Origin of the sequence: Flavobacterium macacae (assembly GCF_003865365.1) — a bacterium.
GTDB lineage: Bacteria > Bacteroidota > Bacteroidia > Flavobacteriales > Flavobacteriaceae > Flavobacterium > Flavobacterium macacae.
Window position 1 is genome coordinate 41,114 of sequence record NZ_RQVR01000007.1, and the last position, 22,566, is coordinate 63,679.

Genomic DNA, 22,566 nt, shown 5'->3' on the forward strand with positions numbered 1-22,566 from the left:
AAACTATTTGAACTTTTGTAAACTTTGCTGAACCGAATAAAAGCGTTTTCAAAACGCATTTTCCATAAAATAAAAAGCAATCCAAAGAAATCCATTTTCTTCGGGTTGCTCTTGATTGCGTATTATTTTTGTTTGCCCAGAACACTTTTTGAACAGCCCTATTCCACCGTAATTGAAAGTGAAGAAGGTGAATTATTAGGAGCAAAAATTGCAAAAGACGGCCAATGGCGATTTCCTGCACAAGATTCTATTCCAGAAAAATTTAAAAAATGCATTGTTTATTTTGAAGACGAACATTTTTACAAACACCCCGGATTCAATCCTGTGGCGATGGTAAAAGCCGTGCAACAAAATTACCAAGCAGGAAAAGTAGTCCGTGGCGGAAGTACTTTGACACAGCAAGTCATCCGACTTTCAAGAGATGGAAAAAACCGCAGTTATTTTGAAAAAATTATTGAATTGGTTTTGGCTACGCGATTGGAATTCAGGTATTCCAAAGAAAAAATTGTTGAATTATACGCCGCGCACGCGCCTTATGGCGGTAATGTTGTCGGCTTGGAAATGGCGTCATGGCGTTATTTCGGAGTGCAACCGCACCAGCTTTCATGGGCAGAAACGGCAACTTTGGCAGTTTTGCCAAATGCTCCCAGTTTAATCTATCCTGGAAAGAATCAGCAACGATTATTGAACAAGAGAAATGGGTTGCTGAAGAAATTATACGAAGAAGAAGTCATTGATAAAACTACTTATGAGACTTCTGTTATAGAAGATTTGCCACAAAAACCATATGATTTACCACAGATTGCGCCACATTTATTGCAAAATGTTGCCAGGAAAAAGGATGGCGAAAGAATAAAAACTACGGTGAAATACGCTCTGCAAAATAGGGTGAATCAAATTGCAACACAGTATTACAATCAATACCGGCAATCTGAAATTCACAATCTGGCCATAATAATCGTGGATGTTGAAACCAGAAATATCATTAGTTACGTCGGGAATTCGCCAACAGATGTGGCGCATCAAAAAGATGTTGATATTATCACGGCGCCAAGAAGCACGGGAAGTATTTTGAAGCCGTTTTTATACGCTTCAATGTTAGACGAAGGAGAAATTCTGCCGAATACTCTGGTTCCGGATATTCCTACGCAGATTGCAGGTTATAGTCCGAAGAATTTTGATTTGACTTATGATGGTGCAGTTCCGGCTCATCGAGCGTTGTCGCGATCGTTGAATATTCCTTCGGTTTTAATGCTGAAAGACCACGGCGTGTATCGTTTTTATGACCAATTGCAGAAATTTAAATTGCGTGATATCAATAAGCATCCAAATCATTATGGACTGTCGTTGATTCTTGGTGGTGCAGAAAGCAATCTTTGGGATTTGACAAAAACCTATGCAGGATTAAGTTCCACGGTTAATTATTTTACCCAAAATTCAGCCAAATATAGAACCAATGAATTCACAGATTTGAATTGGTCGCTCGGAAAAAAAGCCGATTTTGGAAAAGATTCGTATGATGAAAAGAATCTCGGTGCGGGTTCCATTTGGCTGACGTATAATGCTATGAAAGAAGTCAACCGCCCCGAAGGCGACGAGGCTTGGAAATTCTATGATTCTTCGTTGGAAATTGCATGGAAAACAGGAACCAGTTTTGGAAATCGCGATGGTTGGGCCATCGGTACCAATTCTAAATATGTTGTCGGAGTTTGGGTGGGGAATGCTTCTGGTGAAGGCCGTCCGTCTTTGACTGGCGTTGGAAGTGCGGCTCCGATTTTATTTGACGTTTTTAATTTATTGCCAAGAAAAAAATGGTTTGCCACACCTTTTGATGATTTAGAAGAAGCGGAAGTTTGTCAATTAAGCGGTCATATTGCGGGAGAATATTGCCCAAAAGTCAAACAATGGATTCCGTTGAGAAGCAAAATGACGACTGTTTGTCCGTATCACAAAATAGTACATTTAGATAAATCCGAACAATTTCAAGTGAATAGCAATTGTGAAAATATGGAAAATATGGTTTCAAAACCGTGGTTTGTTTTGCCTCCGGTAATGGAAATGTATTATAAAAGCAAACATATCAATTATGTTTCCTTGCCTCCTTTTCGGGAAGATTGCTTAGGGAATGCTTCTTATTCTATGGATTTTATTTATCCGAAAGAAAACGGAAAAATGTATTTGACTAAAGATTTTACTGGAGAAATTCAGCCTTTCGTATTAAAAGTGGCGCATTCAAATTCCAAGGCAAAATTATTTTGGTATCTGAACAGCGAATTTTTAGGAACAACTCAAACGTTTCATGAAATGTCAGTTCAGGCAAAAACAGGTATTTATTATATTACGGTGACAGATGAATTTGGGAATGAGATTAGCAGGAAAGTTGAGATTGTTCGTTAATAATTTTAATTTATAACGCAAAGAAGCGCAAAGTTTTTTCGCAAAGTTTCACAAAGCTATATCAAAAATCTCTGTGAATCTCCGTAAAATATACCCATAAAAAAACCGCCAATCTCACGAAAGGCGGTTTTTTTTGAATCTGAAATAAATTCAGATCTAATCTTTAATTTCATTTCCATTTTTGTCATAGAAATGATATTCTAAAAACGTGTAAGCGTCACGAGGTATGATTTTCACCCACTTCTTATACTCAAAAAACCATTTTGAGCGTAAGGATGGAAAACCTTTAGTAAGGTATGCGGCCACAAAAGGGTGTGCATTTAGCACAATTTTTTTATGGACTTTTAATAATCTATCAATGTCTAAAGTAATTCTGTCGATGATTAAAATAGGAGCTTCAATTTCCTCTTTATCATTATTCGGATCTTCTTCTCTGGTTTTGATATTAACTTCTGGTCTTACCCTTTGTCTTGTGATTTGGACTAATCCAAATTTACTTGGAGGCAAGATTTTGTGTTTGGCTTTATCGTCGCTCATTTCGTCTCTCAAAAATTCGTAAAGTGTTTTACGGTTTTCAGGATTTGACATATCAATAAAATCTACAACTATGATGCCTCCCATGTCGCGGAGACGAAGTTGTCTAGCCACTTCTGCAGCGGCGATCATGTTCACTTCTAAGGCAGTATCTTCTTGATTGGTAGCTTTATTTGAACGGTTGCCGCTGTTCACGTCAATAACGTGCAAAGCTTCAGTGTGTTCAATAATTAAATAAGCTCCTTTGCTCATCGATACTGTTTTTCCGAAGGAAGTTTTGATTTGTCTCTCTATGTTATATTTTTCGAAGATAGGCGTGTCGTTTGATTGATAAAACTTAACTATTGATTGCTTTGAAGGTGCAATTTCTTGCAGATAATCCTTCGTTTCGTTGTACAACTCTTCGTCATCTATATGAATTCCGGTAAAAGAATCATTGAATACGTCTCTTAAAATAGAAGAAGCTCTGTTGAGTTCTCCTAAAATTTTTGACGGATGATGAGCAGTTGGTAATTTTTTACACATTGCAGTCCATCTGCTGAGCAGATTCTGCAAATCTTTGTCGAGTTCGGCTACTTTTTTGCCTTCTGCTACTGTTCTCACAATAACACCGAATCCTTTTGGACGGATTGATTGCACTAATCGTTTAAGACGATCTTTTTCTTCTTTGGATTCTATTTTTTGTGATATAGAAACACGGTCAGAAAAAGGAACGAGAACAATAAATCGACCCGCAAGAGATAGTTCTGAACTAATTCTTGGACCTTTTGTCGATATAGGTTCTTTGACGACTTGTACTAAAATGGATTGATTGGCACTGATTACATCAGTGATAACGCCATCTTTGTCAATCTCTTTCTCGAAAGGAAAGCTTTTTAGGGAGAAATCTTTTATTTTACCTGCGCTTACAAGTTTGATGAATTTCAATTGGGAAGCTAAATTGGGACCCAAATCGTGATAATGTAAAAAGGCATCTTTTTCAAAGCCAACATTTACAAAAGCAGCGTTCAATCCCGCAACTGGCTTTCTGATTTTGGCAATAAAAATATCACCAACCTGAAAGTTGCTTTTTTCTTCTTCCTTGTGTAATTCAACTAGTTTTCCATCTTTCAATAAGGCAAAATCTACGGCTTCCGAACCTGACCTGATGATCAGTTCTTTATTCACACTGTAAATTTTTATCCATATCTCTTAGTCAAAAGTTAAAAGCCATAAAGTCAAAAGTGTAAAACTCTTAATTCATAACTCTTAATTCATAACTGAAAAATACAGATGGATTAAACAATTATTTAACAGGTATTGTACCCGGAGAAAAGAAGATTTAAAGAAAAAAGAACCAAAAATCAAGATTTATAAAGTCTTTTATCTTGTTTCTTTCTTCTTTTGAATCTGTTTTCAATTTCAATGAACTTTTGTAATTCTTTAAAAAAAGAAAAAAGTAGTTAGACTACTTTTTCTTCTTGTGACGGTTAGCTCTCGCTCTTTTTTTGCGTTTGTGCGTTGCTACCTTATGTCTTTTTCTTTTTTTACCACTTGGCATAGTGTGAAATTTTAGTGATTAATAAATTAGTTTACTTTTGTTTCAGTATTCGTTTTAACTCCTTCAACGAAAACCTTTGCTGGCTTAAATGCAGGAATATTGTGTGCAGGAATTTTTATTGTAGTGTTTTTCGAGATATTTCTACCTGTTTTTTCGGCTCTTGTTTTGATGATAAAGCTACCAAAACCTCTTAAATAAACATTATCGCCAGTTTCCAAAGAGTTTTTTACTTCTTCCATAAAAGACTCAACTGTTGCTTGAACGTCTCCTTTTTCAAGACCTAATTTTTCTGAAATTTTCGCAACGATATCTGCTTTCGTCATTTTCTTTCGTATTTAAATTTATTGTGTGAAATTTTGAGGTTGCAAATATAGGAATTAAAAAAACAATATTTCAACCTTAAACGATTAAAATTTAATAACATAAACTTTTACTTTTGCTAACCAATTTTCAATCATGATTTTCTCTAAAACTCTTATTAGCTGGTATTTACAAAACAAACGTGATTTGCCTTGGCGAAAAACTGCTAATCCATATCATATTTGGCTCTCAGAAATTATGTTGCAGCAGACCAGAGTTGCGCAAGGTTTGCCTTATTTTTTGTCTTTTACGACTTCATTTCCAACTATTTTTGATTTGGCAAATGCCGATGAAGAACAGGTGCTGAAATTGTGGCAGGGCCTTGGATATTATTCTCGAGCTAGAAATTTACACGCAACTGCAAAATATATTGCTTCTGATTTACACGGAATTTTTCCGGATTCTTTTTCAGGTTTGTTAAAATTAAAAGGAGTAGGAGAATATACCGCGGCGGCAATTGCTTCGTTTTCCTATAATGAAGTAGTTCCCGTGGTGGACGGTAATGTATTCAGAGTGCTCTCCCGATTTTTTAACATTGAAACCGATATTGCTTCGAGTGGCGCCAAAAAAGAATTTACGGCTTTGGCCAATGAACTGATTCCAAAAGACAATCCGGCAATTTTCAACCAAGCCATTATGGAATTTGGGGCGCTGCAATGTGTCCCGAAAAATCCAGATTGCGGGATTTGTGTTTTGAATTCAGGGTGCTTGGCTTTGAAATATAATAAAGTGGGCGAGCTTCCGGTGAAATTAAAAAAGACAAAGGTCAGAAACCGCTACTTTAACTATATTGTCTTTTCAGATGCAATTCAAAATCTTATTATAAGGAAGCGCGTTGAAAAAGGAATTTGGCACAATTTATATGAATTCCCTTTGATTGAAACCGATGGAGAAGTTGATTTTGACAGTATTTCAAAGCTGATTAATGATAAATATGGCAATAAAAATGCCATTCTTTCAATTAAGCCGTTAAATAAAAGTAAGATTTTACATAAATTATCGCATCAGCATTTGTTTGTTGATTTTTATAAAGTAGAAGTAGAAGGTTTGCTGGAAGAGGCAATAACTTATGAGTCAATGATTTTATTTCCTTTTCCGATTGTAATTTTTAATTTTATTGAAAAAGAATTGGCATAATATATCCATATTTAATTGGAATTGTTATATTTGAGGGTTTACTAACTACCCACGAAAATGAACGGAACATTAAATAAAGTGATTTTAATTGGGCACCTTGGCGATGAAGTCAAGATGCACTATTTTGAAGGAGGAAATTGCATCGGAAGATTTCCATTGGCCACGAATGAGATTTACATCAATAAGCAGACGAACGAAAAGATTGCTTCCACTGAATGGCACAATCTTGTGGTTCGAAATAAAGCTGCTGAAATCTGTGAAAAATACTTGTCAAAAGGGGATAAGATTTATGTGGAAGGAAGAATAAAATCACGCCAATGGCAGACAGACGAGGGTGTTACAAAATACACTACTGAAATTCAAGTTACTGAATTTACATTCTTGACTACCAAGAAAGACATCGATGGAGGAAAACAAGGGTCTTCTGTTGATGTTAAGACAGCTAACTTTGATTCGAATTCTACTGCTGAAGATAATATCCAATATTAAGAATGTTTAAAAAAAGTATTTCTTTTCTTTTTCCTGGATTAATTTTGGTTTCAATGCTGAGTTGTAAAAATGACACGTTGCCAAAACCCGCAGGTCATTTAAGGCTTGAATATCCAAGGCCAGAATATGTGAATTTTGAAAACAGCTGTCCGTTTTTATTTGATATCAACGACAATGCGATCATTTCTGACAAAGGAAATTGCAATTTCACGATTACGTATCCACAGATGAAAGCAACGATTTATCTGACTTACAAGCCTGTGAAAAACGATATTAATGCGCATTTGAGAGATGCCCAGAAATTGACTTATGGGCACACGGTTAAGGCAGATGATATTACCGAACAGCCTTTTATCAATAAAGACAATAAAGTTTACGGAATGTTTTACAAAGTGGGCGGCAATGCGGCGACAAATGCGTTGTTTTACGCCACTGACAGTACGAGGCATTTTATAACGGGCTCTGTTTATTTTTATGCCAAGCCCAATTTTGATTCTATAATGCCGGCATCAAATTATGTCAAGAATGATATGCAAGTGATCATGGAAACATTGCGCTGGAAATAAAAAAAGAGAACCAGTTGGTTCTCTTTTTTGTTTTTATGTCATTAAAGAATTAAGCGCTTTTAGCTTTTTTCTCGTCAGAAGAACATGCTTTTTTTCCAGAGCAACATGCTGGTTTTGCTTCTTTTTGCTTCTCATCGTTTGAAGATGGTTTTTGTCCTCTTTCTTTTTTTCTTTTTCTTTATAAAGCATCGCTTTATCGCCAGATGATTTTACATTAGATACTTTATATGTCTTTCCGTCCGCTTGTGCTTCAACAGTGGTTACAAGAGTTTCTGGAGTTTGCTTTGCAGCGTCATACGAAACAGTTGCCGTTTTGTTTTCATAGTCAACTTTTGCATCCTGGACTCCTTCAAGTCCGGCTAATTTTTTCTCGATAGTTTTTGCACATCCAACAGCGCAAGACATTCCTTCAATGTTGAAGCTTGCGGTTTGAAGATTTTCTGCAGTAACTTTTGTTGCGGTTGTGTCAGCTGGAGTATCTGCCGGCTCGCCAACTTCCGGTCTTCCGTCATTGTTTTTGCAACTCACGAACATAAATCCTGAAAGCGCAAGAACTAATAATGATTTTGAAAAATTCATAGTGTTGTAATTTAAATTTGAATTAACAATTCCTTTGAAATTAAAGGTTTACAAAAATACTAAAAAAAGAAAGTAGAAATTCATTAAAATAACAGAATTTTGCGCTTCAAAATTTTTCTATGAAAGCGGTGCAATCCAAATGGTTATTTCTTGTTTTTCTTTCCTTAATTTGGGGGAGTTCTTTTATTTTGATAAAAAGAGGTTTGGTGGGTCTTTCGCCTTTTCAATTGGGTTCGCTTCGAATGATTTTTGCAGCGACTTTTTTATTGATCATAGGTTTTAAAAGCTTGAAAAAAATTAAACAGCACCAATGGAAATATATTGCTTTGACAGCAATGATGGGAACTTTTTTTCCTTCTTATCTTTTTGCCATTGCACAAACTGAAATTGACAGTTCGATCAGTGCTATTTTAAATTCTTTGACACCCTTAGGAACATTGGTTCTTGGTGCCTTGGTTTTTGGGCTGCATTTTCAAAGAAGTCAAATCTTTGGAGTGGTCATTGGTTTGGTCGGAAGTGCTTTGCTGATTTTAAATGGCGCGGTAAATCACCCTGGACAAAATTATTGGTTTGCAACTTTGGCCATTATTGGGGCGCTTTGTTATGCGGTGAATGTGAACTTGATTAAGAAATATCTTTCAGATTTGACACCTTTGAGTATCACGGTTGGGAATTTTGCGGTTTTATTAATTCCTGCATTTGTCATTTTGGGGTGTTCCAATTTCTTTGAAGTGGCGCATCTGCCAAATGTAAAAAACTCCATGCTTTTTGTTGGAATTTTAGCGATTGCCGGAACTTGCGTAGCCAACGTAGTTTATTTTAAATTAATTCAAATTTCGTCGCCCATTTTTGCTTCTTCTGTGACGTATATGTTGCCTTTGGTGGCGTGTTTCTGGGGAATTTTAGACGGGGAAAGTTTAACCTTAGTTCAAGGTCTTGGCGCTTTTATCGTTTTGGTAGGGGTTTATTTGTCTGCGAGGAAGTAGTTTTTATGAATTATCTTTGATTGAGAACCCTAAATCAAAGTTCGAAAGCCATAAATAAAAAAGACTGCCATTTCTGACAGTCTTTTTTTTTTTAACTATTTTGTTTCTTCTTAGATTTTGAAATCTGCATCAGTAACACCTTCGTTTACTTTTACGCTTGTGGCGTTTAATTCGATTTCCATTCCAACGTTTAGAACCGTTTTGTGAGCGATTTTTACACCTTTTACGTCTTTGTAATCAGAGAAAGTAATTACTTGAGTCATTTGTTGACCTTGTACTTCTTGTGTTTCTGATTGAGCGATTTTTAAACCGCTTGTTGTGTCGTAATAAAGAGTTTTGCTACCATCTTTGATTGCATAAGCATCTTTTCCGTCAATTGACTCGATTCCTGATAAAGTAACTCCTGATTTTGAAGCCAAGTTTAATTCAGGAAAAATTGTTGCATCAAATTTTGCATCAGCAATTTTTGCAGCATCATACTCTGTTTTTTGACCTTGCGCTGATTCGTATCCTTTGGTTCCGTCAAAAACTTCTTTACTTAAAGTTTGTCCCATTCCGGTTACTTCGTCTAATTTTTTACCTGTAGCAGTTGACTTTCTAACCATTGTAATGTCAATTCCTTGCACTTTTCCAGTCATTGTCACAAATACAGATTTTGCTGCTTTTGCATTTTTTTCTCCACCAATAGCTTTGATATAGTTCTCAAAAACTGTTTTCGTAGTTACTCCTGCAGGAACTTCTTTTTTAGATACTGGTTTTTCAATTGAATTTCCGAATTTATCGAAATAAAACATTGGAATTCCTAATTTTTCTAGTGCTGGCAAAACTTCACTTCCTTTACCGGTGATCATTATTCTCGTGTTGTCGGCCAAGAAATATTTGTTAGCTACTCTCTGAATATCTTCTGCAGTTACAGCATTGATGTTTTTGATGTAATTTTCATAGAAATCTGCTGGTAAACCTTGCGTTTTTGTAAGCAATGCATAACGAGCAACGGTTCCTGGTTTTTGAATTTGCATTACAAAGTTTCCAACATAACCTGCTTTTACGTTTTTCAACATGTCATCAGCAACTCTTTCTGTTCTGATTTTTTTCAATTCTTTAAAGAATTCCACAACAGCGCTGTCAGTAACTGAGTTTCTAACTTGCGTTGAAGCCTTGAATTTTCCAACATATTTGTCTCCGCGAATGCTTGAACGAGCTCCATAAGTCCATCCGTGTGCTTCTCTCAAGTTCATGTTTAAATAACTGTTGAAATCACCACCAATGATTTGATTTGCTAAAATTGTTGCAAAATAATCTTTGTCAGTCATTTTTAAGTTAGAAATGTTTACCAATGCAATTTCTGATTGAACTGCGTTTGGCATGTCTACAAAGTTGATTTGTGTATACTGAACATCTTTTGGGTCTGCATAAGAAACAGCTGGTGCAGCAGCTTTTTTCCAAGAACCAAAATGTTTTTCAACTGCTTTTTTGACATCTTTGAATTTGACATCACCAATTACAACTAAGTACGCTTTTGCCGGAACAAAGTAAGTTTGGTAATTGGATACGGCGTCATTCAATGTTACTTTGTTGATTCCTTCTTCGGTAAGATATTCACCATTTGGATGGTTTTTTCCATACACTAAAACGTCTTCAACTCTTGATGCAACAGCAGCAACACTTTTTTCTTGTGTTTTTAATCCTTCGATTAATTTTGCTTTTTCTTTGTCAAATTCTTCTTGTGTGAAAACAGAATTTAAAGCTCCGTCAGCCATCAATTCAAGAATCCTATCCGCATATTTGGAAAGACCTGAGCCATAAGCTCCATTAGCGTTAAAGCCTATGTTAGCGCCTAAAAAGTCAATTTCTTCGTTAAAAACATCTTTTGACATTTTTTTAGTACCGCTTCCGATTAATGCGCTGGTCAAATCAGCTACTCCTTTTTTATCGCCTTCTGCATAAGGAGCGTTGTCCATCGTAAGGTTGAAAGAAACTCTTGGAAGTTTGTTGTTTTCAACAACCATTACTTTCAATCCGTTTTTTAATTCAAAACTTTGTGGTTTCCCGATGTTGATCACCGGAGCTGGTCCTGGCTTTGGCTGTGGTCTGTCTTGTGCTTGCATAATAACTGTTAAAAACAAGCTTGATAAAATGAATATTGTTTTTTTCATGATGTATATCTTAGTTTTGAGCTTTGTCTTTTGCTGGAACATAATCCAAAATCAATCTCTGGTTTGGATTTAGGTATTTTTTAGCAGCGTCTCTAATTTCTTCACGAGTAATTGATTGGTAAATCTCATTTTCCGTGTTAATCAAGTTTACATCGCCATAAAGCAAATAATATGTAGCTAAGTTTTCTGCGATTCCTTCAATAGAAGCGTTGCTGTTTACATAGCGATTCTCAAATTTGTTTTGTAATTTTTGGAAATCTTTTTCAGAAATCAATTCTGTTTGAAGTTTCGTGATTTCTTCGTCAATTTCTTTTGTAAGACCTTCAAGTGTTGTTGGTGCCATTGGCAATCCAAAAATAAAATAAACACCATAATCTTCTTGACTATAATTAAATGCGCCAATTTCTAAAGCCATTTTCTTTTGGTCAACGATTTTTTTGTACAATCTAGAGCTTTTTCCATCGCTTAAAACGGAAGAAATCATATCAAGAACTTTAGCATCGCGCGTTTTCATTGATGGCGTTCTGTAAGCTGTTACCAACATCGGAAGTTGAATGTTTGGATCTTCGTAAGTTGCTTTAATAGGAGAAGTAATTGGGTCTTCAGTGAAAACAGTTTTTTTAAGATCTGTTGTCCCTTTAGGAATTGATCCGAAATATTGCTTCACCCATTTGATGGTTTGGTCATATTCAATATCTCCAGCAACTACAAGAACGGCGTTGTTAGGAACATAGAATTTTTTGTTGAAAGCCTGGAATTCCTCTAAAGTTGCAGCGTCTAAATGTTCCATTGAACCAATTGGAGCCCAACGGTAAGGGTGTTTTTTAAACATATTTTCTTTTACTGCAGAGAAAAGATTTCCATAAGGCTGGTTGTCAACACGAAGTCTTTTTTCTTCTTTAACTACCTCGTTTTGAGTGTCAACACCGATTTGGTTGATAACAGGATGCAACAATCTTTCTGATTCCATCCAAAGACCTAATTCAAGATTGTTTGATGGAAATACTTCAAAATAGTAGGTTCTGTCGTCAGAAGTATTGGCATTATTTGTGCCTCCGTTTCCAGAAACAATTTTAAACCATTCGCCGCGGCCAATGTTTTTGGTTCCTTCAAATAAAAGGTGTTCAAAAAAGTGAGCAAAACCAGTTCTTTCTGGATTTTCGTCTTTAGCACCAACGTGATACATTACTGATGTGATTACTACTGGAGCCGATTTGTCTTGATGCAAAATAACATGAAGACCATTTTCTAGTGTATATTCTTCAAAAGCTACTTTTTGAGCTGAAGCAACACCGCCAAGCATGAGGACAGATCCCAAAGCCATTAATGATTTTTTCATAGATTAATAATTTGTAGTTTGATTTTGATATAAGTATACCTAATAGGTGTTTTGTTACGTCAAATTTAGTTTATTTTAAATTTATTTTCCTAAATTAAGGAGTTTATTGCGCTAAAGTGCTGTCAATTTGAAAGATGGGAAAAATAATTACTGTAAGGATTGCAAGTTTGGGAAATAGTTGTATATTTGCAACCTTAAAAATTAACTAAACATCATTGTTATGTACGCAATCGTAGAGATAGCAGGGCAACAATTTAAAGTAAGCAAAGACTTAAAGGTTTATGTTCACCGTTTGGCTGACAAAGAAGGAGATGCAATTTCTTTTGCAAAAGTTCTTTTGTTAGACGATAACGGAACAATCACTTTAGGCGCCCCGGCTGTAGAAGGTGCTTCTGTAGAAGCTAAAGTGTTACAACACTTAAAAGGAGACAAAGTAATTATCTTCAAAAAGAAAAGAAGAAAAGGTTACAAAAAGAAAAATGGACACCGTCAATATTTGACTCAAATCCAAATTTCTGGAATCACTTTCCCAGGTGCTAAAAAAGAGAAAGCTGCTAAAAAAGAAGCTGCTCCTGCAACTGAAGAAGCTGAAGCTCCAAAGAAAAAAGCTGTAAAAGCTAAAAAAGAAGAAACTCAAGAATAATTAACATTTAAAACTAATACGTCATGGCTCACAAGAAAGGTGTCGGTAGTTCCAAGAATGGTAGAGAATCAGAATCGAAACGTTTAGGTGTTAAGATTTATGGTGGACAAGCTGCAATCGCTGGGAACATCATCGTTAGACAAAGAGGTTCTAAACATAATCCAGGTGAAAACGTTTACATGGGTAAAGATCATACTTTACATGCAAGGGTTGATGGAGTTGTTAAGTTCCAGAAAAAAGGAGATAATAAATCTTTCGTTTCTATCCTTCCATTCGAAGCATAAGAATCAAGATTTTTTGATATTAAAAAGCCCATTCAGTTTGAATGGGCTTTTTTTTGATTTTACTACAAAGCAAAAATTATTTTGCTTTTGCTTTTTCTAAAGTATTATTGTAACCTTCTTTTAAATCAGCTTTTGCTTTTGCAGCAGACTCTTTCAGGTTTTCATTGGCTTCGCTCGCTTCAGTGTTAATTTTCTCACCAGCAGTACTTATGCCTTGTTTAGTTGCTTCCCAAGCACTTTTGGCATTATTAACAGCAATTTGAGCAAGTCTTTCTGATTCTTTATCACCTTTCGCTTTTGCTTCTGCTAATTTTACTTCCGCAGCATCTAAATCAGCTTTTGCTTTTTCGCTTAATTCAAGATCAACTGTGTTTTCAGTTGTTGTAGTTGTTACAGTTGTAACTCCATCTGGTGAAGTTTCTGTAACTGTTTCTTCTTTTTTGCAAGATGTTGCTAAAAGCATTCCGCAGATTGCAACAGATAATGTTAGTTTTTTCATTGAGATTAATTTTATTCTGATAAATGTAACAAAAAAACCATTCCGTTTTATTTAAAAAAAAATTAAAGGTAAATAATTCGAAACGGAACAATGTTTATTGCCCTATTTTCAATCATTAATTTTAAATCTTCGCTCAAGAAATACCATTCTTCTTCGTTATAAAAGTCTATGTCTTTTCGATGTAAATAAATGTCAATTGTTGGTGTGTAGCCCACATTGCTGTCCAGGCTTGTCTGGATTCCGTTTTTTACCTCGACTTTCGTAATCGCTTCGCCGTAATGATTTTTGCATAAAATGATGATGTCTTGTCGCGTCACAACACGTTGATTTGAAACTAAGTTCTCGCGATACGCATAAATTTTTTCTGAGTTGGAAAGCTCATTTTTCCCACCTTGCGTTGTGGATAAAAGCATAATATTTTCTCTTTCAAAGTCAGAACCTTTGTGCGAAACTAATCTTGAAAAAGTGTTGATTTTATTGGCTGCCTCGCCATTTGTGGTCCAGTATTTTGCAAATAAAGTTCCTTTGTTTACGTTAGTGGCAGTATTTAAAATCAAGTAAGGATTATTGATATTCTCCATTCCCACCTGCGACATTTTATTTCTGAAACGGGAGATGATCTGGTTGATTTCTTTCAAATTGTTATCCGTAAAATCGTGGCCAAGCCTTGAAAAAGCCGCCGCTTCATCACGGATCAAATCAATCAAATAATTGATTTCTTCGGTAGCATTTCGTTCGTCAAAACGCGCAATGCCACCAAATCTCAAGTAGGCATAATCAGTGTCGCCCTTTTCATCATCGTTTTTTATGACGTCAAATTCTTTATTTTTATCGTCTGCAACAGAAAATAATTCCAAGAAAAATTCATCATTTAAATTCAACGGATAAATGTTCAACAGGTTTTTAATATTGCCCTGGACTTCATTCAATTTTTTGTTGATTACCGGAAAACAGTTGTTGGCACAAAAAACTTCTGATAAAATAGTGGCACCAATCACATTTGGGAACTCAATTTTTAACCAAATTAACTTTTCATCAGATAGCCTTTTATGGTATTCTGAAGGAATAAAAGTGCTCAACTCTGGCGGCATTGAATAATTGCTATCGCCAATATTGATGACATCTTTCACCGTGATAAAATTCTGTTTGTAAAAATCATTGGTGTGTTCCTGCGTTCGTTCAATATGGTAAAAATCTTCTTGGATCAGTTCGCCATAATCGTTTGAATGCTTGTCATCATTGTTATATCCTTGTTCTGTGGTTAAAACATGTCCGTTCATTGACCATTTGGCTCTGGGCAAAAAGTGGAAAAAGGTATTTCTGTCGTGAATATTTTTTAGGTAAAAGTAGAACATCAAGTCTTTGATAATTCCGTCACCTTGGTGTTTTAACCCAAGCCAAATGGTTCCATGTTGCATGGGTCTTGTAAAATTAGCACTGCTGACAACTTCTCTAAATTGTTCCTTTACAATCTCTTGGACCCCACTCGGCAAAATCACATAATTCAGTTTATTTCGGTTCAATTTAACTGGTTTTGTGGGTCCGAAGAAATAGTTTTTGATCACATTTTCTGTCGGATTATATGGATTTATTTCTTTTCGCTGAAAATAAAATTGATGGTAATCGTTTAAAGTCACTTCATTTTCCACGGGATACGCACGCATAATTGCTCGCGCCGGTGTTGCTTTTGCCGAAGCTGTCGGCGTTAATATATCAACCAATCGTTCTGTGATTCTTCTGCGGCTTGAAAAAACTTCGTGCGAAATTTTTTCTAATTCTTTGGCACAAACATCAAAAAGCAAATTGACGATTGGATCAAAGACGTTTTCCAATTCCACATCAGAATAACCCCATTGTTTGGCGGCACGCTTGAGTAATCGGTCTTTTATTTGGTCTTTTGAAAGTGGGTTCATCGATGCTTTTATTTAAATGAAAATGGGGCTAAAAAGTATGAGCTTTTGTAATAATAAGGTTGGTTTGTTTTTTTTATTACGCCATAGACCACGATGTCTAAACGTTTTTTTACACGAATATTGGCTTCATAACTCACGGTGTCCTCGCTTACGCCTAAAGTGACGTCGGTGATAGTCAGCCTCTTTTCATATTTTTTCACCTTTTCGTGAACCGATTCTTTGATCATGTCTTTCAGCTGGTTGGCATTGGCCAAAAGATTAAAATCAGTTTCCCAAATCACGGTTCCAAATTCGTCATCATATTTATATTCTCCAAAAATGGTGGTGATGATCAATGAAATATACTGCGCCAAAGATTCTTCAATCGTTACCTTCCGAATGTCTTCACCTGTTGTCAATCGCTTAAAATCAATTGGTATTTTGTAAAATAGGTCTTTCATTTTCTATCGTAAATTTAATTTCACCTTTTTTATCCAAAGTCACTTTCAGTGCATCACCTTTTTTAATTTCGTTTGAAATAATCATTCGAGAAAGCGGTCTTTTCAGTTGGTTTCTAATCGTTCCCTTAATTGGTCGAGCACCATATTCTGGCGTGAAACCCATTAAAGCGATGGTTTCTTTGTCTTTTTCGTCAATTGTCAGCGTGATATCTAATTTCTCCAACAACTGTAAAAGTTCTTTCTTTAAGTGAATGTCAAAGATTCTCGAAACGCTTTTTTTGCTGATGGGTGCAAACGGAATAATTTCGGTCAAGCGTCCTAAAAACTCAGGACGGAAATAACCTGTCATCAATTGAATCAAGTCATTTGACTTCGGAATTATTTCTTTTTCAAACGATTTTACAATATAATCAGAACCAATATTGGAAGTGAAAAGAATCACTGCATTTGAAAAATCGCCTTCTTTTCCGAGCCTGTCGTGCAGTTTTCCTTCGTCCAATATTTGAAGAAACACATCAAAAACCGATTTGTGCGCTTTTTCAATTTCATCAAAAAGTACAATTGAATAAGGCTTTTGCCGGATTTTATTGACCAACAAACCGCCTTCTTCATAACCCACATATCCTGGGGGCGCTCCGTATAAAAGTGCGGCAGAATGTTCTTCCTTAAACTCTGACATGTCTAAACGGATGATGGCATTTTCATCGCCAAAAAGAAAATCTGCCAATGATTTTGCCAATTCCGTTTTTCCCGTTCCGGTTGGCCCAAGAAAGAAAAAAGAACCGATGGGCTGGCCTGGTTTTGTCAATCCGGATCTTGATTCTAAAATTGCGTCAGCAACCACTTTCACGGCGTGATCTTGACCGATAACCCTTTGTTTTAATGTGTTTTCAATGTCTAAAAGCCGTTCGCGCTCGTCAGATTTTACTTTTCCTGCAGGAATTCCGGTAATTCCTGAAACCACGTGGGAAAGATGTGCATTTAATACAATATTCTCTTCCTTGTTTAGCTTTTCTAAATTTTCTAAAAGCGATTGCAGATGGGATATTTTATGTTCGTTTTCTATCGTAGAAAATGTATCATCATCTTCGCTAAAAAGCTTTCCGGTTTTATTTTGAATGTCAGAATGCAACCAATGAATTTTTTCCTCTTTTTCTAAATCTTCAATGATTTCCTGAATTTCTTCTAATTGTTTTCTCAATTCTGGAAGGTCTTTCTTGATATTTTCTTTTGCTACTTTTAAGGAAGACATCGTTCTGTCAATCAAATCCAAGGCTGAATCTGGAAGCGATTTTTCTTTTAAATAGCGCTTTGAAAGGCGAATGGATTCCTTCAAGCCTTCTTCGTCAATGCTAAAATCGTGGTGCGCTTGATAATGAGAAATCACGTTTTTAATCATTCGCAACGCCAATTCTTGCGTGGGTTCGGTAACTTCCAAGGTTTCAAACCTACGCGAAAGCGCATCGTCTTTACCTAACGATTTTCTGAATTTCTCTGTTGTCGTGGCGCCAATAAAAGTAATATCGCCTTTTGAAAGTTCTGATTTTATGATACTGCCGATTCCGTTTCCTTGGTTCGAATCAAATAGTTCGTGGATGTCATCTATGAATAAAATCGGTTTCTCGTAGTTTTTTACTTCGTTGAAAATTTTCTGAAGTCTGTCTTCAACTTCCCCTTTATACGAAGCTCCGGCAAATAACGGACCGATATTTATTTCAAAAACAGTCGCATTATTGAAAGCGGTCAACGTTGATTTATCAGCGATTTTTCCGCAGAAACCTTCAATCAATGTTGATTTTCCAACGCCAGATTCACCGATTACAATAACGTGCGGTTTTAATTTTCGGTTTAAAATTTCGGTAATTGTCTTCAATTCGTCATCACGGCCAATCATCGGGATTGATTCTTTTGTCTTGTATTGCTTGACTTTATCGGTGCAATATTTATCTAAAGTGGACGCGTTTCCTGTTGGATTTGCTTTTGACTTATCAGAAGTGTTTTTTGATGTGCCACTTTCAAACTGCGTTGCTACATCACTAGGACTTATCGGAAGCGATTTCAATTGGTCGTGAGAAAATCCAACGCCTGGAGTTACCAACGCTTTTAAAATTGGAATAAAATCCACTTCATCGCCTGTTTTCTTGGCAATTTCTTCCGCTTCAGAAAGCACGGTATTTACGCCACTGTCGGGAGCCGGATCGTCATTTGGTTTCGAAGCTTTTGGATATTCGCTGATTCTGATGTCGGCCCATTCATCCAGATAAAAAACATCAATTCCTTTAGAATCTAGTTCGCGCATAAACGTGAACTGCGGATTCAAAAGTGCTTTCATCAAGTGTGCGGACGAATATTTTTGGTTGAAATTGTCTTTCGCATATTGTTTTGCAATGTGAATTGCCTGCAAGATATCTTCTGTAACCATAATTTAGAATTTTAGTTTGGACCTCTTCTGCCTAATTGCGATGCCATTTTCAAGTCTCTCACAAGTTCTTTGTTCTCTTCGTCTAATGCTTTTACTTGCTCGTTTAAGGATTCAATTTCTTTTTTAGAATCATTAACCTGAAGCAATAATCTTTTGGCATTTACCAAGTCTTTCAACGACAAAATCACGTTGTCATACAGCTTTAAACCTTGGTCAGAATCCACCGGAATTTTCTCTTGCAGTTCCACCAATTCATAATTGATGTTTTGTTCGATGAATTGGAAACTTTGTGGTGCTTTGTCAAGTGAATCGATCAAAACGCCAATGTGTTCTATCTTTTCAGAAAACGTTTTTTGAAAATTAAATTCGGCTACAATCTTATCATTTTCGTTTTTCAGCACTTCATTTTCTTTTACGGGCAATTTATAATTGAAAAATATCGCAAAAAATAAAACGCCCGTTGTGATGATAAACATCAAAAGGAATAGCAAAAATGCCGAGGTTCTTTCTTTTTTATTTAAAATATCCATCTTTGGTGTAGGTTTTTGGTTGGTTTATTCTGCTAAAAAGGAGGGTGATGAAGGCGGATTTTCGTCTTTATTATCGTTTCCGAAAAAGCTTGGCCTTTCATTTCGAACAATATTTTCGTTGACAAAAATTCCGGTATCGCGTTTTTTACCGATGTAATCCAATTGGTTCAAAAGGTTAAACAGATAGTCGATTTTTGCAATAAAATTATTGGCGTGGGCCACAGTCGGTTCCATATCAAAAGCCTTGTATTTAGCATTAATCGTCTCTGAAAAAAGCCTCTCATAGTCACCGCTTGAAATCTCAGTCCATTCTGAAAAATAGTTGAAAAGCATTTCTTTTCCGTCTCCAGAAAAAGAGTCAAAACTGTTTTTGATGATTCTGGCCAGACTCACAACGTTTTCCAAAACTTCCATTGGTTTCATGCTGAAGCTTGTCCATTTGTTTCGGGTAATATTTTGCGCCACGTAATTCAATATTTTTTCACACGCCTCAAAAACCATATTGGCAATCAGGTTTTCATCTTCGGTGCTGTTCCTGAAACGTATTTTTTGTGAAATCTGGACGGCGTTAAACTCCAATTGCTTGAAAAGGGATTCATAGTTTTCAAAAAGGGTAATCAAAGAAGGATGGCTATTTACCGTCAATGTCGGCGGAATATAATCAGTCAAAATTTCATAGCTGTTGGCAGAAGTTTTGAATTTTGCCAACGGAAATTGCAACGCACCAATGTTGTTTTGATTGACTTCACTTTCAATGACGCTGGTCAAAAAATAACGCGACATCGCATTGGGAAAACGTGGCGGAATTTCCTCCATATTCTGTTCTCCGGTTGGGATTCTTTGAAACGGATCCACATTCAACAGCAAATAATAATTATTCTCTTTAAAATCAAAATCTTTCAACTCAATCTTTTCATTGAATTCTCCCGTAAAATCTGTGATTTCAATTCTTCCACCGCCAGGCGTTACGGCTTTCATCATTTTAATATTGACACTCAATTCATTGTGCGCATCAATTGAAATGGAGTACTGGAAAGGGCGTGTCAAATGGGTGGACATCAATCCATAATTCAGTTCGTTCACGCCTAAATTTCTGGCGTCACGAACCAAATCTTCAATATTATCTTGTAACGTGATGAAGTGATTTTTATTGATTTTCATCCCATCAATCCAGTTTACTGGAAAGTGTTTTATATTCTCAGCCATAATTAAAAAATTATATTCGTTGACATATTATTGTTTCTCCGTCTTTGATATTGTTGGTGTCGATTGCCAATTCTGGGTCGATGTAATCCGATGAGCTGAACCATTTGGGCTTTGTATAAAAATACCATCCATAAGGCTGATTTTTTTGGTCTAAATATTGAACTTGGCTGTTCGGATTTTTCTCGTTGTAATCATTTATGAAATAATAAAATAGTTTTCCAAAGTCAAATGCCCGCGGTGCCTTTACCTTAAAATTGATGATGGTAGCGTCATTTTCTTTTTTGGTAAAAACTAAATTGACAATGATTATATTTCTCATTTCAGCAATATGAGGCGCCGGATATCTTGAGTTAACCGGATAAAACCATCTTTTGTGCAACTTGGCCGGAATGGAAATGGCAGTTTTGAAAAGGGTAAACACAAATGTGGGAACCAAGAAAAATAACATGGCTCCAAAAAAGTAAAACATATATTCTAACTCTTGGAAATGCCCCAAAAGCATAATCAAAAAGGCAAGCATAAAAGTGCCAGAAACGATTGAAATGAAAATTTCTTTGTAGATTTCTTTCGCATCAAACCGTTTAAAATACAAATGATAAAAGGTTAAATGAACTGCTCCGGCAATCAAAAGATAGACTTGAAAAGAGATAAATCGAGTAGTAATTGTCGTGCCTTTTAAATTATAAAGCAAGGCTCCAAAAAGCAACAAGATCAAGCCTTGGCAAAAAATATAAATAAAATAGCGTTTTTTATCTTGTCTAAATTTGGGCGTTTTCATCCCGATAAACATGCTGATGATCATTGCAATTGCAATGGCCAAAAAAATGTAAACTAAGGTTTCGCCTCCGCCAATTTGGTTTAAATATTTTCTCATATTACTGTTGATATTCCTAGTCTTGATTTGTAAATAGTGTCGTCCATTGAAAAAAGTTCGTCTTCGTGATGCAGTTGGATTTCAAAAGAATATTGCACCTGAAACGGAAGGAAAAGATTGAAGAACGTGTTTAAAAAATTTTGTAAAACTTGATGGTCAAAATAATTGGGCAAATGGTCCGGATTTTTCAACGGGCCAATATTAAAATTATATTTTTTCAAGAAAATTTCTTGATTGCTTTGCAATGTCGTGTTGATTCCCATAATCATTTCACCTGAACCTGCTTCCACGTCGTGGCCGTTTTCGAGCTGAATGTTTCGGGAGGTGAAAGAAACCTTTTCTCCTAAAATTTTCTCTAAAACGTGGCTGATGTCTGATATGTTTTGGCCAGCATTTCCTTTTTGTTTCATTAAAGCATAAAACATTTTTACGGTCAAAATATCTGGAATATTGTCTTCGACTCCCAAGACCATTCTAATGATATCTGCAATTCCGTTGGTGCTTATTTTTGAAAAGAAATCGGCTTCATATTTTTCGATTTCATGCCTGAACCGGAACAATTCATTTTCCAAAGGATTATAGAAGTGACGCGCTTCTTTTTCCTCTTTTTTCCGGATTTTAAATTCTTGCGAAGCGTCATTTCGCTGTTCTCGATTTCGATAATTGTGGGTGATGCTTTCAGGCAGAATATCATAAAACCCATCACGGCTGATGTCAATGTTTAAGATGTCAGCATCGTTAGGATCAATTGAAATATTCATCGTGTCTTTGCTGAATTTTCTGAAAAACACCCCCTTTGTCTGCATTACAATATCTAAATCGTCAGTTTTGTTTTTTAAGAGCATGTCAAAAAGCAGCTCGGCCCTTAGGTCAAAGGGCGTGAGATGTCTATAATTCTCAACAAAATAGCGATTTTCTATCATAAATTATTCTTGTTTAAATCTTCCGGCGGCCATGAAATTTTTTTTCCAGTATTGCTTTTTCAAATTTGCAATTTCAACGCCGCCTACCAAATTGGCTGCAAAAAACTTGTCATTTTTTAAATAGATTCCCACATGTGTTATAATTCTTTCGTCATTCAGCCTGAAAAAAACTAAATCGCCCTCCCGTAGATTTTGGTCTGACCTGAATAATTCTAATCGTTTGTCCAACGTCATTTCTTCCGCAGTTCTTGGCAGTTCTTTTTTATAAACATAGCTGTACAATTGCTGGACTAAGGCAGAGCAATCGATTCCGTTTCGAGATTCTCCACCCCAAACATATTTTGTGCCTTCCCAGCTTTTTATAAAATTATAAAGCCTTTCATTTATAATTTCATCTTTACTGACATTTAGTCTTTGAGCAAAATATTTTCGTTCGTCTTCAGTCAGAGATGTATCATAAGAATATCTGGCTTTTTTTTCTTTTTTGCTCCTTTCAGAGGCTACCAGTTCATCGGTGATCGTGTATTCTTTTTGCGAATGACAAGAAACCGCCAGCAAAAGCATATGAACGCTGAAAAGAGATAGGTAAAGTATCTTTTTTAACATAAAGGAACACGATTTCGTTAATGAAAAACTTACTAATTTAATATAATTTTTGTTGCTTTTTAAGGGGGAAAGCAATTATTTAAATGTAAAAATATTGGGAACTAATTTATACAATTCTAATTGATAAATCCGCTATACGGTGT

At 35.8% G+C, this 22,566-nt stretch carries 21 protein-coding genes; 7 read left to right on the top strand and 14 right to left on the bottom strand.

Annotated features, from left to right (window positions below; all coding sequences use genetic code 11):
* The first annotated feature begins 24 nt into the window (after positions 1-24).
* Positions 25-2,397: a penicillin-binding protein 1C gene (pbpC, locus tag EG849_RS07465; RefSeq protein ID WP_125012455.1), complete on the top strand. Its 2,373-nt coding sequence runs from the start codon at positions 25-27 to the stop codon at positions 2,395-2,397.
* A gap of 156 nt (positions 2,398-2,553) precedes the next feature.
* Here pbpC and EG849_RS07470 read toward each other — a convergent pair whose 3' ends face one another.
* Both EG849_RS07470 and EG849_RS07475 read right to left on the bottom strand, forming a co-directional pair.
* Positions 2,554-4,098, bottom strand: coding sequence for an Rne/Rng family ribonuclease (locus EG849_RS07470; RefSeq protein ID WP_125012456.1), 1,545 nt, complete (start codon positions 4,096-4,098; stop codon positions 2,554-2,556).
* Positions 4,099-4,497: 399 nt separating this feature from the next.
* Entirely contained in the window at positions 4,498-4,794 is a 297-nt protein-coding gene (locus tag EG849_RS07475) for an HU family DNA-binding protein (RefSeq protein ID WP_125012457.1), read from the bottom strand.
* Positions 4,795-4,927: 133 nt separating this feature from the next.
* Here EG849_RS07475 and mutY point away from each other — a divergent pair, with 133 nt between their 5' ends.
* Genes mutY through gldD form a run of 3 tightly spaced genes read left to right on the top strand, consistent with a single transcriptional unit; the run spans position 4,928 to position 7,023 of the window.
* Positions 4,928-5,968 (top strand): A/G-specific adenine glycosylase, encoded by a 1,041-nt coding sequence (gene mutY, locus EG849_RS07480; RefSeq protein ID WP_125012458.1) that lies wholly within the window; start codon positions 4,928-4,930, stop codon positions 5,966-5,968.
* 57 nt (positions 5,969-6,025) lie between these two features.
* Positions 6,026-6,457 carry a single-stranded DNA-binding protein gene (locus EG849_RS07485; protein ID WP_125012459.1) on the top strand — a complete coding sequence of 144 codons (432 nt, stop codon included), beginning with the start codon at positions 6,026-6,028 and terminating at the stop codon, positions 6,455-6,457.
* Between the two features lie 2 nt (positions 6,458-6,459).
* Positions 6,460-7,023, top strand: a complete 564-nt coding sequence (gldD, locus tag EG849_RS07490; RefSeq protein ID WP_125012460.1) for a gliding motility lipoprotein GldD — start codon at positions 6,460-6,462, stop codon at positions 7,021-7,023.
* A 33-nt stretch (positions 7,024-7,056) separates the two neighbouring features.
* Here gldD and EG849_RS07495 read toward each other — a convergent pair whose 3' ends face one another.
* Positions 7,057-7,602, bottom strand: a complete 546-nt coding sequence (locus EG849_RS07495; RefSeq protein ID WP_125012461.1) for a heavy-metal-associated domain-containing protein — start codon at positions 7,600-7,602, stop codon at positions 7,057-7,059.
* A gap of 119 nt (positions 7,603-7,721) precedes the next feature.
* Here EG849_RS07495 and EG849_RS07500 point away from each other — a divergent pair, with 119 nt between their 5' ends.
* A complete protein-coding gene (locus tag EG849_RS07500; RefSeq protein ID WP_125012462.1) occupies positions 7,722-8,588 on the top strand; it encodes a DMT family transporter in 867 nt (288 codons plus the stop codon).
* Between the two features lie 110 nt (positions 8,589-8,698).
* On the opposite strand, the gene EG849_RS07505 is transcribed toward EG849_RS07500, so the two are convergent.
* Positions 8,699-10,744 (bottom strand): M16 family metallopeptidase, encoded by a 2,046-nt coding sequence (locus tag EG849_RS07505; protein ID WP_233581757.1) that lies wholly within the window; start codon positions 10,742-10,744, stop codon positions 8,699-8,701.
* Positions 10,745-10,754: 10 nt separating this feature from the next.
* Entirely contained in the window at positions 10,755-12,083 is a 1,329-nt protein-coding gene (locus tag EG849_RS07510; RefSeq protein WP_125012463.1) for a M16 family metallopeptidase, read from the bottom strand.
* A gap of 220 nt (positions 12,084-12,303) precedes the next feature.
* Between EG849_RS07510 and rplU the strand changes: the two genes are divergently transcribed.
* The gene (rplU, locus tag EG849_RS07515; protein WP_125012464.1) at positions 12,304-12,726 is read left to right on the top strand and encodes a 50S ribosomal protein L21; all 423 of its coding nucleotides are present in this window, start codon (positions 12,304-12,306) and stop codon (positions 12,724-12,726) included.
* A 23-nt stretch (positions 12,727-12,749) separates the two neighbouring features.
* Positions 12,750-13,010, top strand: coding sequence for a 50S ribosomal protein L27 (rpmA, locus tag EG849_RS07520; RefSeq protein WP_125012465.1), 261 nt, complete (start codon positions 12,750-12,752; stop codon positions 13,008-13,010).
* A gap of 76 nt (positions 13,011-13,086) precedes the next feature.
* Here the strand turns inward: rpmA and EG849_RS07525 are convergent, their stop codons facing one another.
* The 9 genes from EG849_RS07525 to EG849_RS07565 all read right to left on the bottom strand — a co-directional run bounded on the left by EG849_RS07525 (position 13,087) and on the right by EG849_RS07565 (position 22,423).
* Positions 13,087-13,509: a hypothetical protein gene (locus EG849_RS07525; protein ID WP_125012466.1), complete on the bottom strand. Its 423-nt coding sequence runs from the start codon at positions 13,507-13,509 to the stop codon at positions 13,087-13,089.
* 62 nt (positions 13,510-13,571) lie between these two features.
* Positions 13,572-15,422 carry a type VI secretion system baseplate subunit TssF gene (locus EG849_RS07530; RefSeq protein ID WP_125012467.1) on the bottom strand — a complete coding sequence of 617 codons (1,851 nt, stop codon included), beginning with the start codon at positions 15,420-15,422 and terminating at the stop codon, positions 13,572-13,574.
* Positions 15,423-15,430: 8 nt separating this feature from the next.
* Positions 15,431-15,862, bottom strand: a complete 432-nt coding sequence (locus tag EG849_RS07535) for a GPW/gp25 family protein (RefSeq protein WP_125012468.1) — start codon at positions 15,860-15,862, stop codon at positions 15,431-15,433.
* On the bottom strand, positions 15,831-18,284 hold the full coding sequence (locus EG849_RS07540) for an AAA family ATPase (protein ID WP_125012469.1): 2,454 nt from the start codon (positions 18,282-18,284) through the stop codon (positions 15,831-15,833). The genes EG849_RS07535 and EG849_RS07540 overlap by 32 nt, the downstream gene beginning before the upstream one ends.
* A gap of 11 nt (positions 18,285-18,295) precedes the next feature.
* Positions 18,296-18,814 carry a type VI secretion system TssO gene (tssO, locus tag EG849_RS07545; protein ID WP_125012470.1) on the bottom strand — a complete coding sequence of 173 codons (519 nt, stop codon included), beginning with the start codon at positions 18,812-18,814 and terminating at the stop codon, positions 18,296-18,298.
* A gap of 24 nt (positions 18,815-18,838) precedes the next feature.
* Positions 18,839-20,020 (bottom strand): hypothetical protein, encoded by a 1,182-nt coding sequence (locus EG849_RS07550; RefSeq protein ID WP_125012471.1) that lies wholly within the window; start codon positions 20,018-20,020, stop codon positions 18,839-18,841.
* A gap of 10 nt (positions 20,021-20,030) precedes the next feature.
* Positions 20,031-20,894 carry a TssN family type VI secretion system protein gene (locus EG849_RS07555; RefSeq protein WP_125012472.1) on the bottom strand — a complete coding sequence of 288 codons (864 nt, stop codon included), beginning with the start codon at positions 20,892-20,894 and terminating at the stop codon, positions 20,031-20,033.
* Positions 20,891-21,817, bottom strand: coding sequence for a hypothetical protein (locus EG849_RS07560; protein ID WP_125012473.1), 927 nt, complete (start codon positions 21,815-21,817; stop codon positions 20,891-20,893). The genes EG849_RS07555 and EG849_RS07560 overlap by 4 nt, the downstream gene beginning before the upstream one ends.
* Positions 21,818-21,820: 3 nt before the next feature.
* Positions 21,821-22,423, bottom strand: coding sequence for a C40 family peptidase (locus EG849_RS07565; protein WP_125012474.1), 603 nt, complete (start codon positions 22,421-22,423; stop codon positions 21,821-21,823).
* Positions 22,424-22,566: the final 143 nt, after the last annotated feature.

Bases quoted from the DNA above. Each gene is read 5' to 3' on its own strand.
- EG849_RS07540 (WP_125012469.1), bottom strand. From the start codon at position 18,284: ATGGTTACAGAAGATATCTTGCAGGCAATTCACATTGCAAAACAATAT.
- EG849_RS07495 (WP_125012461.1), bottom strand. From the start codon at position 7,602: ATGAATTTTTCAAAATCATTATTAGTTCTTGCGCTTTCAGGATTTATG.
- EG849_RS07555 (WP_125012472.1), bottom strand. From the start codon at position 20,894: ATGAGAAAATATTTAAACCAAATTGGCGGAGGCGAAACCTTAGTTTAC.
- gldD (WP_125012460.1), top strand. From the start codon at position 6,460: ATGTTTAAAAAAAGTATTTCTTTTCTTTTTCCTGGATTAATTTTGGTT.
- rplU (WP_125012464.1), top strand. From the start codon at position 12,304: ATGTACGCAATCGTAGAGATAGCAGGGCAACAATTTAAAGTAAGCAAA.
- EG849_RS07565 (WP_125012474.1), bottom strand. From the start codon at position 22,423: ATGTTAAAAAAGATACTTTACCTATCTCTTTTCAGCGTTCATATGCTT.
- EG849_RS07525 (WP_125012466.1), bottom strand. From the start codon at position 13,509: ATGAAAAAACTAACATTATCTGTTGCAATCTGCGGAATGCTTTTAGCA.
- EG849_RS07510 (WP_125012463.1), bottom strand. From the start codon at position 12,083: ATGAAAAAATCATTAATGGCTTTGGGATCTGTCCTCATGCTTGGCGGT.
- EG849_RS07560 (WP_125012473.1), bottom strand. From the start codon at position 21,817: ATGATAGAAAATCGCTATTTTGTTGAGAATTATAGACATCTCACGCCC.
- EG849_RS07500 (WP_125012462.1), top strand. From the start codon at position 7,722: ATGAAAGCGGTGCAATCCAAATGGTTATTTCTTGTTTTTCTTTCCTTA.
- EG849_RS07550 (WP_125012471.1), bottom strand. From the start codon at position 20,020: ATGGCTGAGAATATAAAACACTTTCCAGTAAACTGGATTGATGGGATG.
- EG849_RS07505 (WP_233581757.1), bottom strand. From the start codon at position 10,744: ATGAAAAAAACAATATTCATTTTATCAAGCTTGTTTTTAACAGTTATT.
- tssO (WP_125012470.1), bottom strand. From the start codon at position 18,814: ATGGATATTTTAAATAAAAAAGAAAGAACCTCGGCATTTTTGCTATTC.
- rpmA (WP_125012465.1), top strand. From the start codon at position 12,750: ATGGCTCACAAGAAAGGTGTCGGTAGTTCCAAGAATGGTAGAGAATCA.
- EG849_RS07535 (WP_125012468.1), bottom strand. From the start codon at position 15,862: ATGAAAGACCTATTTTACAAAATACCAATTGATTTTAAGCGATTGACA.
- EG849_RS07475 (WP_125012457.1), bottom strand. From the start codon at position 4,794: ATGACGAAAGCAGATATCGTTGCGAAAATTTCAGAAAAATTAGGTCTT.
- EG849_RS07530 (WP_125012467.1), bottom strand. From the start codon at position 15,422: ATGAACCCACTTTCAAAAGACCAAATAAAAGACCGATTACTCAAGCGT.
- mutY (WP_125012458.1), top strand. From the start codon at position 4,928: ATGATTTTCTCTAAAACTCTTATTAGCTGGTATTTACAAAACAAACGT.
- EG849_RS07485 (WP_125012459.1), top strand. From the start codon at position 6,026: ATGAACGGAACATTAAATAAAGTGATTTTAATTGGGCACCTTGGCGAT.